The sequence below is a fragment of the Pseudomonas sp. LBUM1662 genome, from assembly GCF_059695915.1.
The window spans coordinates 1,806,277-1,821,750 of sequence record NZ_CP166793.1 but is presented as its reverse complement, the minus strand read 5'-3'; the positions used below and the strand labels follow the sequence as shown (position 1 = coordinate 1,821,750).

At 61.3% G+C, this 15,474-nt stretch carries 13 protein-coding genes; all 13 read right to left on the bottom strand.

All coding sequences use genetic code 11. The features are described 5' to 3' along the window. Positions 1-17: 17 nt before the first annotated feature. From pseI to rfbF, 13 genes are read right to left on the bottom strand one after another with little or no spacing between them, the layout of a single operon-like run. Positions 18-1,070, bottom strand: a complete 1,053-nt coding sequence (gene pseI, locus ACA049_RS08095) for a pseudaminic acid synthase (RefSeq protein ID WP_497334526.1) — start codon at positions 1,068-1,070, stop codon at positions 18-20. Then, the gene (pseG, locus tag ACA049_RS08090; RefSeq protein WP_497334524.1) at positions 1,063-2,568 is read right to left on the bottom strand and encodes a UDP-2,4-diacetamido-2,4,6-trideoxy-beta-L-altropyranose hydrolase; all 1,506 of its coding nucleotides are present in this window, start codon (positions 2,566-2,568) and stop codon (positions 1,063-1,065) included. The genes pseI and pseG overlap by 8 nt, the downstream gene beginning before the upstream one ends. Then, the gene (pseF, locus tag ACA049_RS08085; RefSeq protein WP_497334522.1) at positions 2,565-3,260 is read right to left on the bottom strand and encodes a pseudaminic acid cytidylyltransferase; all 696 of its coding nucleotides are present in this window, start codon (positions 3,258-3,260) and stop codon (positions 2,565-2,567) included. Before pseF ends, pseG begins: the two co-directional genes overlap by 4 nt. Positions 3,261-3,266: 6 nt before the next feature. Beyond that, positions 3,267-4,430 carry a UDP-4-amino-4,6-dideoxy-N-acetyl-beta-L-altrosamine transaminase gene (pseC, locus tag ACA049_RS08080; protein WP_497334520.1) on the bottom strand — a complete coding sequence of 388 codons (1,164 nt, stop codon included), beginning with the start codon at positions 4,428-4,430 and terminating at the stop codon, positions 3,267-3,269. Then, entirely contained in the window at positions 4,427-5,428 is a 1,002-nt protein-coding gene (gene pseB, locus ACA049_RS08075; protein ID WP_497334518.1) for a UDP-N-acetylglucosamine 4,6-dehydratase (inverting), read from the bottom strand. Before pseB ends, pseC begins: the two co-directional genes overlap by 4 nt. 29 nt (positions 5,429-5,457) lie before the next feature. Continuing rightward, complete coding sequence (locus ACA049_RS08070; RefSeq protein ID WP_497334516.1) at positions 5,458-8,391, bottom strand: TIGR00180 family glycosyltransferase; 2,934 nt, start codon at positions 8,389-8,391, stop codon at positions 5,458-5,460. 51 nt (positions 8,392-8,442) lie between these two features. Continuing rightward, the gene (locus ACA049_RS08065; protein ID WP_497334514.1) at positions 8,443-9,180 is read right to left on the bottom strand and encodes a cephalosporin hydroxylase family protein; all 738 of its coding nucleotides are present in this window, start codon (positions 9,178-9,180) and stop codon (positions 8,443-8,445) included. Positions 9,181-9,197: 17 nt separating this feature from the next. Continuing rightward, entirely contained in the window at positions 9,198-10,268 is a 1,071-nt protein-coding gene (locus tag ACA049_RS08060; RefSeq protein WP_497309166.1) for a class I SAM-dependent methyltransferase, read from the bottom strand. Beyond that, complete coding sequence (locus ACA049_RS08055; protein WP_497334512.1) at positions 10,258-11,115, bottom strand: NAD-dependent epimerase/dehydratase family protein; 858 nt, start codon at positions 11,113-11,115, stop codon at positions 10,258-10,260. The genes ACA049_RS08060 and ACA049_RS08055 overlap by 11 nt, the downstream gene beginning before the upstream one ends. Continuing rightward, positions 11,112-12,338: a methyltransferase domain-containing protein gene (locus ACA049_RS08050; protein WP_497334510.1), complete on the bottom strand. Its 1,227-nt coding sequence runs from the start codon at positions 12,336-12,338 to the stop codon at positions 11,112-11,114. Before ACA049_RS08050 ends, ACA049_RS08055 begins: the two co-directional genes overlap by 4 nt. After that, the gene (locus ACA049_RS08045) at positions 12,335-12,895 is read right to left on the bottom strand and encodes a dTDP-4-dehydrorhamnose 3,5-epimerase family protein (protein ID WP_497334508.1); all 561 of its coding nucleotides are present in this window, start codon (positions 12,893-12,895) and stop codon (positions 12,335-12,337) included. The genes ACA049_RS08050 and ACA049_RS08045 overlap by 4 nt, the downstream gene beginning before the upstream one ends. Continuing rightward, positions 12,892-13,974 carry a CDP-glucose 4,6-dehydratase gene (rfbG, locus tag ACA049_RS08040; RefSeq protein WP_497334506.1) on the bottom strand — a complete coding sequence of 361 codons (1,083 nt, stop codon included), beginning with the start codon at positions 13,972-13,974 and terminating at the stop codon, positions 12,892-12,894. The genes ACA049_RS08045 and rfbG overlap by 4 nt, the downstream gene beginning before the upstream one ends. Further along, positions 13,956-14,729 carry a glucose-1-phosphate cytidylyltransferase gene (rfbF, locus tag ACA049_RS08035; RefSeq protein WP_461957774.1) on the bottom strand — a complete coding sequence of 258 codons (774 nt, stop codon included), beginning with the start codon at positions 14,727-14,729 and terminating at the stop codon, positions 13,956-13,958. The genes rfbG and rfbF overlap by 19 nt, the downstream gene beginning before the upstream one ends. Positions 14,730-15,474 lie beyond the last annotated feature (745 nt).

Below are 15,474 nucleotides of genomic sequence, written 5' to 3'. Positions count from 1 at the left end.
AACAGACCCGCAAGGCGTTATTCGACCAACGACCAGTCCAGCGGGGTTCCACGTTTGATGGCGTGGCGGGCGCGTCGACCCAGAAGGGTTTCAGCGTGTTTGGGCGCCAGCCCCAGGCCAGGACGGATGGCTCGCAGATTGGCGATGGTAAACGGCTCGCCGGCCGCCATGTCTTGCGTGACATAGAGCGAGCGTCGGTACACCAGTGACTTGCGCTCGGCTTCGGTGACCCCGTAATGCACCTGGCCCATGGCCTGCCAGGCTCGCTCGGTTTCGATCACCAGGCTTTCGAGTTCGGCCGGTTCCAGGGAGAAACTGGCGTCCACACCACCGGCCGAACGGTCGAGGGTGAAGTGTTTTTCCACCACCGTCGCCCCCAGTGCCACCGCTGCCACGGACACGCCGACACCCATGGAGTGATCGGACAGACCGACCTGGCAGCCAAACAATTCGCGCAGATGTGGAATCGTGCGCACATTGCTGTTGGCCGGGGTTGCCGGGTAGGTGCTGGTGCATTTGAGCAACACCAGGTCCTTGCAACCCGCCTCACGGGCCGCGCGTACGGTTTCGTCGAGCTCGGCGATGCTGGCCATGCCGGTGGAGATAATCAATGGTTTGCCGGTGGCCGCGACCCGGCGAATCAGCGGCAGGTCAGTGTTTTCGAAACTGGCGATCTTGTAGGCCGGCACGTCGAGGCTTTCGAGGAAGTCGACAGCGCTGTCATCGAACGGCGTGGAGAACGCCAGCATGCCCAGCGCTTTGGCCCGGGCGAAAATCGGCGCATGCCACTCCCACGGCGTATGCGCTTTCTCGTACAACGCGTACAACGAGGTCCCGGCCCACAGACTGTTGGGGTCCTTGATGAAGAACTCGCCTTCGGACAGGTCCAGGGTCATGGTGTCGGCGGTGTAGGTTTGCAGCTTCAAGGCATGCGCGCCGGCCCTGGCCGCGGCTTCGACGATTTGCAAAGCCATGTCCAGCGACTGGTTATGGTTGCCGCTCATTTCGGCGATGATGAACGGCGGTGCGTCGGCACCAATCAAGCGGTCGCCAATTTTGAAGCTAGTCATTGCTGTCATCCTTCAATACGCGCGTGAACGCGCAAGCACTCTGAGTGAAACCGGCTTCGCGAAAGACCTTCAGCGACGGCTGGTTGGCCGGCAACACCTGGGCGGTGATGACGGTCAGTTGCGGCCAGTGGGCCGTGACGAACGCCTCGCCGCGGGCGAGCAGCGCCCTGCCCCAGCCCAGGCCGATACGATCTTCGAACAGATAAATCGAGATTTCGGCTTCAACGCCGCGCAAGTCATAACGCAACACGCCCACCGGACCGTCATCGGCCTCGGCAATCAACAGCAAGCGCTGTGCATTGTTCAAACTGGCGGTCAGCCAGTTTTGATGCGATGACCATTCAATCGCTCCGGTCTCCAGCGACCAGCGCCGTACCGCTTCAGCATTGCGTCCGTCGAACAGCAGCTGCGCATCGTCTGCGGTTGCGGGACGGATCTGCAACACCGCACCGGCCAAGGCGGCCGCCACCCGTTGCGCCCCCCGACCATCGACCAACTGTCGCGAACGTTCGGCCAGGCTCCGGCGCAGGCCCTGATTGTCCGCGACAAAACCGATCGCCCGGCGCAGTTGTTCGACGCTCACCTGCTCTCGCTCGCCCAGGTAAACATGGGCACCCGAGGCGGCCATGACCTCGCCGTTGGCCTGCTGATTGTTCGAGACCGCAATGCAAATCGTCGGCAGCCCCATGGCCGCCCGCTCCCAACTGGTGCCGCCACCGGCGCCGACAAACAGGTCGGCCTCGGTCATCAGCCGGTAGAAGTCGCTGACAAAACTGTGCAGACGCCAGTTCGGACGATTCGCGGCCATAGCCTGCATCGTGTCCCAGGCCGGGTTGTCGGCACCGGCCACGAAATCGACTTCCAGCGCGTCGAAATCCGCCATCGCCAGCATCGCGTGATGAGTCTGCATCGCCGCATCGAAGCCGCCGAAATTCACCAGCACCCGCTTCGCCCGGGGTTTGATCGGGATCGCAGGGCAGCGAAACTCATCACGCAACATCGCAAATCGTGGACCGAACAATGTCTGACAGCCGGGCGGGAGCAACGAGGCATAACCTTCCCGCGTGCCAGACAAGTTCTGGTTGAGCAGCAGATCGACGGCGTACTGGCGAGTGGCAAGGTCATCCACCGCAGCGATCCGTGGCGCCCAGCGCCGGGCTGCCGTCTGCCAGTGATGGTCGAGGCCATAGTGGTCGACGATGATCCAGTCGAACGCCGGATGGTTTCCCAACGCCTGCGCCAGCGCGTCGATGTCCGCCTGCCACGGCAGCATGGATTCGATGGCTTGCTGCGGGTCTTCATCGGGATAACGTTGCGGTAGCGCGAAGGTTTCGAAACCTTCGGCCGCCAGTGCGTCCAGACGATGTCCCGGCAGCAGCCGACAGGCAAAGGCAACGTGCGAGCCCTGCTTGCGCAAGGTTCTGGCCAGGGGCAACAAGCGAGCGATATGCCCGCTGCCAATGGTCGGCGACGCGTCGGAACGAATCAGCACTCTCATTGCAATTCACCACCGGCCTTCAGCGCAGCGTACAGGTATTCGGCGCGTTTCCAGTCTTCGGGGGTGTCGATGTCTTGCACCAGATGCCGCGGCAGGATCACCGGCAGGCTTGCCGGGGAGAACAACACATCGCCGCGCAACCAGGCCTCGTGGCGCCCCCAGTAGAACTGACCGGCGTCTTGAAAGGCTTCGGCCAGGTCCTGCGAGCGGGTGTTACGAAATTCCGGGTACAGCGACGTCAGCGCGCCCTGCTCATCGAGGGTCAGGGCACGCTGCACCGGAAAGCCGAAACTGGCCACGGAAAACGCGAAGGATTTATCCGGATGCTGCTCCAGCAATTCAAATCCCTGACGCAGGAACCGAGCCTGTAACAGCGGCGCGGTGGCGTAGATACAGCAGGCATAGTCGAACGCCGGAAGCTCATTCAAAGCATGAACCATCACAGCCGCCGTGCCAGTGAAATCGTCGGCCAGCGACGCCGGACGCATGAACGGCACCTGAGCGCCGTGCGCCCGCGCGACCTCGGCGATTTCTTCATCGTCGGTGCTGACGATCACTTGATCGAACAGATTTGAATCCAGCGCCGTACGGATCGAACGAACGATCATCGGCACGCCGTCGAACGGCTTGAGGTTCTTGCGCGGTATGCGCTTGCTGCCGCCCCGGGCCGGAATGATGGCGATGCAACTCAACAGTCACTACTCCTCTAGAACCAGCCGCCGCAGTTGCTCGACCACATAATCCTGTTGCTCATCGGTCAACAAGGGAAACAGCGGCAGGCTGATCGCCTCGGCGTAATAACGCTCGGCTTGCGGGAAATCACCTTCGGCAAAACCCAGGTCGCGATAGTACGGCTGCAGGTGCACCGGAATGTAGTGCAGGTTCACACCGACACCCGCTGCTCGCAAGCGTTCGAACACTTGCCGATGGCTGAGGTTGATCCGCTCGACCTGCAACCGCACCACATACAGGTGCCACGCTGACTCCGCCTCGGGTTGCGCACTGGGCAGCATCAGCGGCAAGTAGGCCAACAACCGCTCGTAACGCGCCGCCAGTTCACGACGGCGCTCAATGAAATCGTCGAGCTTGTTCAGCTGTGACAACCCGAGCGCCGCTTGCAGGTCTGTTATCCGGTAATTGAAGCCGAGTTCGACTTGCTGGTAGTACCAGGGACCGTGGCTGGGCTCGGTCATCTGCTGCGGATCGCGGGTCATGCCGTGGCTGCGCAAGCGCTGCAAGCGCTCAGCCAGGTCTGCACGATTGGTCAGGACCATGCCGCCCTCGGCGCTGGTGATGATCTTCACCGGATGAAAACTGAATACCGTCATTGCCGCGAATTCGCCGCACCCCACAGGGCGTCCGGCATAGGAGGCACCCACCGCGTGGGAGGCATCTTCGATGACCGTGAAGCCATAACGCTCGGCCAGTTCGGCAATCTTGCGCATGTCGCAGCTTTGGCCCGAAAACGCCACGGCCACCACTACCTTTGGCAGCGTCCCGTCACATTCGGCGGCTTCAAGTTTTGATTCCAGCGCGTAGGCATCGAGGTTCCAGGTCAGCGGATCGATGTCGACGAAATCCACCTCGGCGCCGCAGTAGCGACCGCAATTGGCGGAGGCCAGAAAGGTGTTCGGCGTGGTCCACAAGCGGTCGCCCGGTCCAAGTCCCGCGGCCAGGCAAGCGATGTGCAGCGCAGCCGTGGCGTTGCACACCGCCACCGCGAAATGGGCCTGGCAACGCTCCGCCATGGCCTGTTCAAAACGCTCGATGGTCGGCCCTTGGGTCAACCAGTCGGACTGCAACACGGCAACCACCGCATCGATGTCTGCCTGATCGAGGCTTTGCCGACCGTAAGGAATCATGCCGGCAACCCTGCGTGCAGGTCGGCGATCTGGCCCACTGACAAGAAGTGCGGGTTGGTGTCGGAGCGGTACTCGAAGTCTTCACCCACAGGCCGGCCCTGCTCGCCCAGGTTATCAACGGCAAAATCCACGTCGACGCTGGTGAAGCGAATCGACGGCTGAATGGTGTAGTGATCGGCGAACTCCAGGGTCATGCGCGCATCGTCCAGCGGCACCATCAGCTCATGGAGTTTTTCGCCAGGACGAATGCCGACGTTCTTGTGCGGCAAGTGTTCAGCCATGCCCAGCGCCAGATCGACAATGCGGATCGATGGAATCTTCGGCACGAATACTTCGCCACCGTGCATGCGAGCGAAGCTGTCGAGTACGAACTGCACGCCGTGATCGAGGGTGATCCAGAAGCGCGTCATGCGCTCATCGGTGATCGGCAATTCTGTTGCGCCTTCGTTGATCAACTTGCTGAAGAACGGCACGACAGAGCCGCGTGAACCCGCCACGTTGCCGTAGCGGACCACGGCAAATCGCGTTTGCTGTTCGCCGGCAATGTTGTTGGCAGCCACGAACAGTTTGTCCGACAACAGCTTGGTGGCGCCGTACAGGTTGATCGGGCTGGCCGCTTTGTCGGTGGACAACGCGACGACTTTTTTCACGCCGTTATCGATCGCCGCTGCAATGATATTTTCCGCGCCGTTGACGTTGGTGCGGATGCATTCAGTCGGGTTGTACTCAGCCGCCGGTACTTGTTTCAGAGCAGCGGCATGCACCACGTAATCGATGCCGCGCATGGCCTGACGCAAACGATCGGCATCACGCACATCGCCCAGGAAGTAGCGCATGCACGGCGCGTTGAACGTCTGCTGCATCTCGTACTGCTTGAGTTCGTCGCGCGAGAACACCACCACCCGTTTAGGCTGGTATTGCTCCAGCAGGCGGCGGATGAAATTGCGCCCGAAGGAACCGGTACCGCCGGAGATGAAAATCGATTTACCGTTGAACATGCCTTGAGTCCTTTTACCTGTCAGCAGGCTTAAGCAAGCAACTGCGCCCAGTTCACACTGGAAGCGTCGCCGAGGGTAAAGCCCTTGCCGGTCAAGGCCAGGTTCTGGTTGTAAGCCGAATCTTGGGTGAAACGCGCTTGCCACTTGTCTTGCAGGGCCGCTGCGGTCTGCGGCGCATCAGGCAACAGGCCCGGGTGCAGCATTTGCGCTTGAGGGCACCAGACGATCAGGTAACCGGCGTCGGCGACTTTCAGGCACAGGTCGATGTCTGCGAAGGCTTCGTCGAAATGCTCTTCGTCCAGACCACCGACCGCTTCATACAGGTCTTTGCGAACCATCATGCAAGCCCCGGACAGCGCCGAGTAGTTCTGCTCCACCTGGTGACTGTTCATGTAGCCTTTGGCATCTTTGCGCTCACCGATAAACACCGAGCCCAGCACACCGTTGAGGCCCAGTACCAGGCCGGCTTGCGTGGTGACACCACGGAAGTCCATCAGCTTGGCGCCGACAATCCCGACTTCCGGACGCTGGGCCTGGTTGAGCAGGCTGTCGAGCCAGTTGGAGTTGACCACTTCGACCTCGGCCGACATCAGCACCACGTAAGCACCCTTGGCCTCGCGCACGGCAAAGTTATGCAACGTCGAGGCGCTCAGACGCTCGCCGGTACGCAGGATGCGCAGGCGATCGCTCTTGCCTTCCAGGCTGGCCAGCCAGGTGGCGAGTTCTTCGGACTGGCTGTGGTTATCGGTAATCAGGATTTCGTGCTGCTGATAACGGGTGCGTTGCAGCACGCTGACCACGGCGCGTTGCAGCGACTTCAGATTGTCCTGGCTGTGCAGGATGATCGAGACCTTTGGCCGCGCGGCGTGCTGGTAGTCGATCTGCCAGGTTTGCGGCAGCTCGGAGCTGACCTGGCCGCGATAACCGCGGGCCGTCAGGGAACGGGTCAGGGTCTGGCGTTCGTGAGGATTTTCCTCGGCGGACGGTGCGTTACAGATCAGCAGCGGCTCGGCCAGATGTGCAAGGCCACCCAAGCCGCCGTCTTCGATCAGACGCAACACCAGATCGAACTCCAGTGCCGACGCGTATTCAGTCGAATAACCACCCGCCTCGACCCATACGTCACGCTGGATCAACCAGTGACGGGCCATCATCGACGGCACGGTTTGCAGCAGATCAAGGTTGACGCCCGGACGGAACACATCGCTCAGGGAACCGTTTTCCTGACGCTGGATTTCGTCCATGGCCACCGCTCGCACGCCTTCGGCGCCGAGCAATTCGAGGCTGGCACGCAGCAAGCCGCTGGCGGTGAATTGATCGCCCGCTTCGGCCAGCACCAGCCAATCGACGGTGGACTGAGCGACGCTCTGATTGATGCGTTCGATGTAGTTGGTGGCGGTGACTTTGACGAAGTGCACGGTGTCACGCGGCGTGGTGGTCGCCGGCAAATCGCCGGTGGTGAACACCACCAGTTTGAACGCCTTGCAGTGACCACTGACCAGGCTGTCGAAGGTGGTCTGCAACTTGACCATGTCGGCGTCCAGGTCCAGCAGCAGGATGCCGAATTGTGGACCGCCGTTGTGTTTGGCCAGGTGCGCCGCAATCGACTTGAGCTGTTTTTCCTCAGGATTGCGCGCTTCGATCCAGTTCAGCAGGCGACCGGACGGCATGTTCTCGAACAACGATTGTTCGTCCTGCTTCGGCACCGACGCCAGACGCTTGGCCCAGGCTTGCAGCTTGACGCCCTCTTCCTCATCTTCGGTGCCCTGCAACGACTCCGCCAGACGCGTAACCACGGTGCGGTTGAACGCATAGAGGCTAAGCGCTTCCCACAAACGGGCACGCAGAGTGCGGTCGTTGTCGTTGGGATGAACGCGCATCAGCTCATGCTGCTTGAGCAAGATGCCTTCCAGTTCCTGGAGCTGCAATTTGCCGGCGGGCATGGTGTGCAGGAGGAATTCGAATTCGGTCAGCAGGTCGAACACCGGCTGGTTGTAGAACGGCATTTCGACAAACTGCTCGGTGTTGAACGTACGCACCGGCTCTTTGCCGGACTCCAGCCACGCCGAGGTGAAAATCAGCGTGCCTTTCAACGAACGCATGTTGTTCAGGCAGTCGGCCATGGTGGCGAAACTGTCCAGCGCCACTTGCTTGCCCTCGGCCAGGGTCTTGTGGCTCATGCCGGTCGGCAACGAGGCCAGAAACTCGGCGAAGCGCTCGCGGTCGGCTACGGTTTTCGCGTCCTTGAGCGTCAACACCGTCAGCACGTTGGTGTTGTGCTCCGAGGCCCCGTAAGGGATTTCCCGCACGGCGAACGGGATCGGCAAGATCCGCGCCTTGGCCCGAGCGAGCATGTAATAGGCGTGGCCGATTTCCTGCCATTCGAAGCTGGTGCCCGGCAGCAGCGCGTTGTGCCAGTCTTGCAGCAGCTCGGTGCGGCTGACCGCGTAGAACGGCGGCAGGAAGTGCCCCATGAATTGCGTCAGGCGCTCCTCGGCTTTATCGGAGCAATAATCTTCAGGTCCCTTGCGATCACGACGGAAGTAATTCACTTCCGTGGCGCGTGCCAGGTACATGATTCCGTAGCCGTGGGCCATGCCGTAGTCGGCGTTGTCTTCGAGGAATTCCAGCGACTCGGTGACCGCATCGTGAATCAGGAAATCGTCATCGGCCGCCAGCACCATGTACGGCGTGGTCACCTGGTTCACGCCATAGGCGAGTTTTTCCTGCAGCCCGGTGTAAGTGAACTGCGGCAGGTGCCGGTAATCGACCATCGGGTAATCGCGGGTGATGTCGTCGTCGCTTTTCAGCGAAGAGTCCAGGACCAGGATCGTGCAGGGATAGCTGCTGTAATACTGCAAGGTGCGTCGCAGGTAGGCGTTGCGGTTGTGGGAAATCACCACCACCGTCAACCGTTCTTTCAGCGATGCCACATCGTTACGAGCAGTGTTTTTAACGCGCATATCTCTATCCCCACAACCGGCCAAGCGCCGAGAACCCAGATTCAATAATGATTAACGAACGCGACGCAGATAGCCGTCCGGCGCCACGGTGATCAGCAGCTTGTTCTGCAACTGACGGTCGATCTCGAAGTCAGCGTTTTCTTCCAGGTATTTCCACACGGCAGTCTTCGGGTTGTCGCCCGGGCCCCATGGACGGTCCGGGAAGAAATCGGCCGGCATGTCTTCAACCACGGTGTCCATCACCACGCAGTAGCTGTCGACCGACACCAGCGGGGCGTAAAGGCGCAGCTCTTCCAGCACGTGGTCGTGGGTGTGGTTCGAATCCAGCACCAGAATGACTTTTTTGCCTTCGGCCGCAGCGCGCACTTGTGCAGCGATGGCGGCGTCGATGCTCGACCCTTCGATCATTTTGATGCGCTTGCTCATCGGGTGGCTTTCGATGGCTTCGCGGTTGTGCGGGCGAATGTCGAGGTCGATGCCCAGCACTTCACCGTGGCCTTGCAGCTCCAGCAAGGATGCGTAGTAGATGATCGAACCGCCGTGGGCGATGCCGCATTCGATCACCAGGTCAGGTTTGACCTGCCAGATGATTTCCTGCATCGCCATCATGTCTTGCGGCAACTGAATGATCGGACGGCCCATCCACGAGAAGTGGTAGCTGTACTTGTGCTTCGCCGACTGGTTGAAGAAATCCTGGGCCAGACCGGTGAGTTTCTGGTCGTCACCCTGGGCTGCGATTTCTGCCTGGCATTCGGCTTCGAAGGCTGTATTGATGGTGTTGTCAGTCATTTTTCTAATCTCAATAGTCACTGGAACGAAGCGCTGTCGACGGCGTGATAGACGTAGCGTCCATCGGTCATCCGCTTGATTTCTTCGAGGTAGTTGGAGTTCATCACAAACAGGTTGGCGCCTTCGGGCAACGCATCCATGGCCTCTTGCGGCGAGGACACACGCACGCCGCTAAGCGGTAGATATCGGCCCTGTTTGGCCGGGTTGATATCCACCACGCGATCCACCGCCACGCCGGCCCGTTGCAGGAACAGCGAATAGATCACGCCTTTGGACGACGCGCCCCAGATCGCCGAACCCTGCTCGGGGGCTGCTTGAATGATCTGCACCGCGCGCTCGAGGCTGCTGGTGAAACCTTGCGGCAACTCAAGGCGCGGCACCGGTTGTTCGGGGGTCAGGCGCAAGGTCGCCAGGTCCGCCACGATGTACAGGTATTGGCCACCGAACAGATGACCGGCCTCGTGCACCGTGCCGAACATCCGGCGCAGGTCATCGAGGCGGAAGTAATTGACGTGCTCGTAGAACAGGTCGAACCATGCGCGGTGCTCCAGGATCCAGTCGAAGCACGGCACTTCGATGTAGATCTGCCCGCCCTGATTGGCGTCGGCCATTTCGGCGAGGAAACTCACCGGGTCCTGAATGTGTTCCAGCACATGGCGCAGCACAATGGCGTCCGCCGCCAGGCCGAGGCCGCGGGTGAACGGCGCCTTGATCACATCGGCGTTGTTGCCTTCGTAGGCCGGGTCGATGCCGGTGATGGCATAGCCCAGGCTTTTCAGCAGCTCCAGGAAATAGCCTTTGCCGCAACCGACTTCGATCAGTTCCTGACCCTTGAAGTGACGGGCAATGATGCCTTCGACATCGCTCAGGTGCTTCTGGAACTGACCCGAGTGCGCCTGCTCGTTCTGGTAGTCAGCGTCGTAGCTGAGCTTGTCGGCATCGAAGGCCTGGTTGAAGATCAACCCGCTCTTTTCGTCCTGCACCAGGACCATGTCGGCGCACGCCGACGCTTTCGCCGACGCAGGGTCGGCAAAGGTGCGGTTCTGCAACACCGGCAGGTCGGCGACCCGATACAACTCATGCCTCATGCTCTGCTCCCAGTAGCTGTTGCAAACGGTCCGCCACGCCCCAGAACGCCATTGGCTCGTGGGTCGGGTATGGGTAGTGACCGAGGTTCAGACGGATTGCAGCGCCACGTTCGCGCAGTCGCTGCTCGACCAGCGCCCGCACCGAAACCGGTTGGCCGCTGGAACAATTGATCACGCCGTCGAAATCACGCTGTTGCACGATGGCGGCGAGGTAACCGGCGGCCGTCTCGATCGCCAGGTAATCGCGCAGCTGTTCACCGGCCGACATGTTGAAACGGTCGTCGCCGGCATCGATGGCCCTGTCCAGTGCCGCCAGCAAACTGTTCGGGTTTTGCCCCTCGCCGTGCAGGTAGAACAACCGCGCCCATTGCAGGGTGAACGGCTGAACCCGCTGCAGGTTTTCGAGGAACAGGCGCAGGGAGTTCTTTGCCAGGCCATAAGGATTGCTCGGCTGTGGCGCGGTCTGTTCGCTGAGCGGTCCGCTCTGCAAGCCGTATTCAAAACAGGTCCCGGTGACCAGCACTTGCGCAACGCCCGCCTCGACCGCGCCCTTGATGAACCGGTAATCGGCCATCAGGTTATGCTCGAAGTGAAACAGCGCCTGATAGTTCGGCAACCCTGGCCAAGCCAGGTGCGCCAAGATGTCGATGCCATCGGTCAGCGCGGCGATGTTCACATCGGCGGCGTGAATATCCGCCGCGATGAACTCCACGGCATTGATCCACGGCATGTTCGCCGCTGTCTCGGCGTTGCGTGCCACGGCGCGGACTTCACAGCCACGGGCGAGCAAAGCAGCGACCAGATGGCGACCGACGAACCCGGTCGCCCCGGTGACCAGGACCTTCACAGGACGGTCAACTCAGGCACGGCGATGACAAAGCGGCCGTCCCACTCGCGCACCCGGGCCAGTTGCTGACTGACTTCGTGCAACAGGTTCCATGGCAGCACCAGGACGTAATCGGGTTTTTCCAGATCGATCTGCGCCGGCGACACAATCGGGATGCGACTGCCCGGCAGGTACTTGCCCTGCTTGTGCGGATTCGCGTCAGCCACCCAGGCCAGCAGGTCCGGTTTGACGCCTGCGTAGTTGAGCAAAGTGTTGCCCTTGGCCGCAGCGCCGTAACCGACCACGCGCTTGCCGTCAGCTTTCGCCTGCAACAGGAAACGCAGCAACTCGTGCTTGATGCACTCGGCGGCGGGCGCGAGGGTCGCGTAGTACTCGGGGGTTTTCACCCCGGCGGCGAGTTCGGCTCGCAGCTGCTGGGCAACGGCTGGCTGCACCTCGCGACGCACACCGTCGGCACGCTGGACGAAGACCCGCAGCGATCCGCCGTGAGTCGACAGCTGACTGACGTCGAACACTTCCAGACCGTTGCGCTCGCACAACGTCTGCACCGCGGTCAGCGACAGGTAGGAATAGTGCTCGTGATACAGCGTGTCGAACTGCTGCCCGGCCATCAGCGTCAGCAATTGCGGAAACTCGAACGTCGCCACGCCGGTCGGCTTCAGCAATGTCGCGAAACCACCGAGGAAATCATTGATGTCCGGCACGTGGGCCAACACGTTATTGGCCGCCATGAGGTCGGCGGACCAACCGTCAGCAATCAACTGCGAAGCCGTGTCGCGACCGAAGAACAGCTCACGGATCTCCAGGCCTTTTTCCCGCGCCGCTTGCGCGGTGCTGCGGGTCGGCTCGACGCCCAGGCAAGGAATGCCGCGCCCGGCCACGTACTGCAACAGGTAACCGTCGTTGGCGGCGATTTCCACCACGCGGCTGTCGGCGGTCAGGCCGAAGCGCTCGACCATCTCGGCCACATACTGATCGGCATGGGCCAGCCAGGTGCTGGAGAACGAACTGAAATACGCGTACTCGGCATCGAACAGGCTGTCGGCGCTGGTGTAATCCTCGGTCTGCACCAGCCAGCACTGCTGACACACCGCCACTTTAAGCGGCACCCATTGCTCGGCCTGCTCCAGCTGATCGGCGCGCACATAAGCGTTGGACGGCGGCGAGGTGCCCAGATCGATCAGCGGCAAGGCCAGAGAAGTCCCGCAACCACGGCAGTTCATACACGTACTCCAGCGAAGCGTTCATCGAGCAAGGGATGGCTGGAATCCCGTGCCGACAGATTATTGACAGGCAACGGCCAGGCAATCGCCAGCCGTGGATCATTTACACTCAAACCACCCTCGTGCGCAGGCGTGTAGTCGGCGCTGTGCAGGTAGAGCAATTCGGCGTCGTCGGTCAGGGTCTGGAAGCCATGGGCAAAACCGGCCGGGATCAACAGGCTGCGACCGTCGCCGGCGCGCAGGTGTTCGGCGTGCCAGTGCAGGAAGGTCTCGGAGTCGGGGCGCAAATCCACCGCCACATCCCAGACTTCACCGCGCAGGCAGGTGATCAACTTGGCTTCCGGCGCACTGGCGTTCTGGTAATGCAGACCGCGCACACTGCCGCGTTCGCGGGTGCAGGAATGGTTGATCTGGCGGATATGGAACGGCTCGCCGAAGGCACTGAGGCTGCCTTCACAGAACAGCCGCGCAAAGTGCCCGCGCTCATCTTCGAAGCGTTTGTGCTGCACGCTGAACAACCCGGCGAGCGGCAATGCTTTCAACAGAAACTCGCTCACAGCGCGCCTCGGTACAGGTTCAACTGGCCCAGGGTGATGGCGCGCATGTCGTCGCCGTTTTGCCAGGCCAGGTGCCAGTCGAGGGTCTGGGTCAGGCACTGCTGCAACGACCATCGCGGTTGCCAGGCCAACAGTTGACGGGCGCGGCTGCTGTCCAGACGCAGCAGACCGGCCTCATGCAAATCACTCGGCTCGATGCGTAAACCGCGCGCTTGTGGCCAGCGGCTGGCAAGCAATTCGACGACTTCGCCGACGCTGCACATGTCCGCTTCGCTCGGGCCGAAGTTCCACGCACCGGCAAACTCCGGACCTTGTTCATAGAGGCCGGCGGCCAGTTGCAGGTAACCGGCCAGCGGCTCCAGCGCGTGCTGCCAAGGGCGTACGGCTTGCGGGTAGCGCAAGGTCACGGGTTCGTCGGCGGACCAGGCTTTGAGTACATCTGGAATCAAGCGCTCTGGTGCAAAGTCCCCTCCGCCCAACACGTTGCCGGCACGCGCCGTGGCCAGGGCCAGACCGTGTTCGGCATGCTTGTCGGCCGGAAAGAACGAAGCGGCGTAAGACTGCGCCAGCAACTCGCAGCAGGCTTTGCTGCTGCTGTAAGGATCGTGTCCGCCGAGGGCTTCGTTTTCACGGTACGGCCACAGCCATTCCTGGTTGGCGTAGACCTTGTCGGTGGTCACCAGCACGCAGGCGCGCACGCCGCCGATCTGGCGGATCGCTTCGAGCAGGTTGAGGGTGCCCATGACGTTGCTGGAGTAAGTCCCCAGCGGGTCGCGATAACCTTCGCGCACCAGCGGCTGGGCCGCCAGGTGCAGGACGATTTCCGGCTGGGTCTCGGCGATCAGCTCCAGCAACGCGCCGAGGTCACGCAGGTCACCACGCTGATCGTTAATGCCTTCGTGCACGCGCGCCAGTTCGAACAGGCTCGGCTCGGTAGAAGGGTCCAGCGAAAAACCGCTGACTTCGGCGCCGAGGCTTTGCAGCCACAACGTCAGCCAGCTGCCTTTGAAGCCGGTATGGCCGGTCAGCAGAACCCGCTTGCCGCGCCAGAACTCCGGGCTCAGTCCCATTGTTTCCATGGGGCCTCCCCGCTCAGCCACAACTGCTCAAGGTGGTTTTTGTCGCGCAGGGTGTCCATCGGATGCCAGAAACCGTCGTGCTGGAAGGCTTGCAGTTGCTGTTCGCTGGCCAGCGCGGCCAGTGGCTCGGCTTCCCAGGAGGTTTGATCGTCGGCGATGTAGGGCAGCACTTTGGGCGAGAGCACGAAGAACCCGCCATTGATCCAGCCGCCGTCACCGCGTGGTTTTTCAATGAAGCCTTTGACGCTGTCACCGTCGCGCTCCAGGGCGCCGTAGCGGCCCGGTGGTTGCACGGCGGTCACGGTTGCGAGCTTGCCGTGGGTCAGGTGGAAGTCCACCAACGCGCCAATGTTGAGGTCCGAGACGCCGTCGCCGTAGGTGAAGCAGAACGCTTCTTCGCCTTCCAGGTAACGGGCGGCGCGACGCAGGCGGCCACCGGTCATGGTGTCTTCGCCTGTGTCGATCAGGGTCACGCGCCACGGTTCGCTGTAGTTCTGGTGAACGTCCATGCGGTTGTTGCACATGTCGAAGGTGACGTCGGAAGTATGCAGGAAGTAGTTGGCGAAGAAATCCTTGATCGCGTAGCCCTTGTAGCCAAGGCAGATCACGAAGTCATGAATCCCATGGGCGGAGTACTGTTTCATAATGTGCCAAAGAATTGGCTTGCCGCCGATTTCGATCATTGGCTTGGGCTTGAGGTGCGACTCTTCGCTGATCCGCGTACCGAGACCACCTGCCAGAATTACTGCCTTCATCGCTGTCCTCTTGCTCTTCGCGCGGCCCTGCCACCCCCGCGAGGGTTGGCGAACCGTCAGATGCACATCATTTACCCGCAGCCACTGGGGCCTTCACGCGTTTTGAGGTGAAGGTTTTATGGCGATATGCGGGGGACTTGCAGGAAGTGAGCCAATTGTCTGAGGTCGGCGACTGGTGGGGTTTGGAGAGTTTTTAGGGGCGGGGGTTAACCCGGGGTCTGTGTGTATATCCGTTTTCTCGGTAACGGCCACTTAGGGTTCCGCTCTTACAGCGGGTCACTTGGAAAAGCCCCAAGTAACCAAGGGCTCTTGCCCCTGACGTTCGGTGCCTCGCTGTGGCTCGGCATGCCCTCGCTCCGGTCCTGCTCCGTGGGCCCGCCGCCATCGGCCATCCATGGCCGGGGGCGGCTAACCCGGCATCCATGCCGGGTTGCCCACTCCGCAGAACCTCCACTCGGCCTCTCGAGGCGGCGACTACCGCCACAGCACCGCGAGGCGGCCTACCGGCCGGCCTGGCTCAGCGCACGTATTCACTCCAATGCACGTGTTCCTCTGTAGGAGCTGTCGAGTGAAACGAGGCTGCGATCTTTTGATCTTGCCTTTGCTTTCGCGGTTTCCGCATTCAGCTATCGACACAAGGCTTAAGTCTTGCGCGTTGGCGACGTGGAACCTGGGAGCGATTGAAGGCAATAGAAAGATCAAAAGATCGCAGCCTCGTTTCACTCGACAGCTCCTACAGGAAGGG

What these genes read in the sequence shown, in the direction of transcription:
- pseB (WP_497334518.1), bottom strand. Translation starts at nt 5,428, where the DNA reads ATGTTCAACGGTAAATCGATTTTCATCTCCGGCGGTACCGGTTCCTTC.
- pseI (WP_497334526.1), bottom strand. Translation starts at nt 1,070, where the DNA reads ATGACTAGCTTCAAAATTGGCGACCGCTTGATTGGTGCCGACGCACCG.
- ACA049_RS08060 (WP_497309166.1), bottom strand. Translation starts at nt 10,268, where the DNA reads ATGAGGCATGAGTTGTATCGGGTCGCCGACCTGCCGGTGTTGCAGAAC.
- ACA049_RS08065 (WP_497334514.1), bottom strand. Translation starts at nt 9,180, where the DNA reads ATGACTGACAACACCATCAATACAGCCTTCGAAGCCGAATGCCAGGCA.
- rfbG (WP_497334506.1), bottom strand. Translation starts at nt 13,974, where the DNA reads ATGGAAACAATGGGACTGAGCCCGGAGTTCTGGCGCGGCAAGCGGGTT.
- rfbF (WP_461957774.1), bottom strand. Translation starts at nt 14,729, where the DNA reads ATGAAGGCAGTAATTCTGGCAGGTGGTCTCGGTACGCGGATCAGCGAA.
- pseC (WP_497334520.1), bottom strand. Translation starts at nt 4,430, where the DNA reads ATGATTCCTTACGGTCGGCAAAGCCTCGATCAGGCAGACATCGATGCG.
- ACA049_RS08050 (WP_497334510.1), bottom strand. Translation starts at nt 12,338, where the DNA reads ATGAACTGCCGTGGTTGCGGGACTTCTCTGGCCTTGCCGCTGATCGAT.
- pseG (WP_497334524.1), bottom strand. Translation starts at nt 2,568, where the DNA reads ATGAGAGTGCTGATTCGTTCCGACGCGTCGCCGACCATTGGCAGCGGG.
- ACA049_RS08070 (WP_497334516.1), bottom strand. Translation starts at nt 8,391, where the DNA reads ATGCGCGTTAAAAACACTGCTCGTAACGATGTGGCATCGCTGAAAGAA.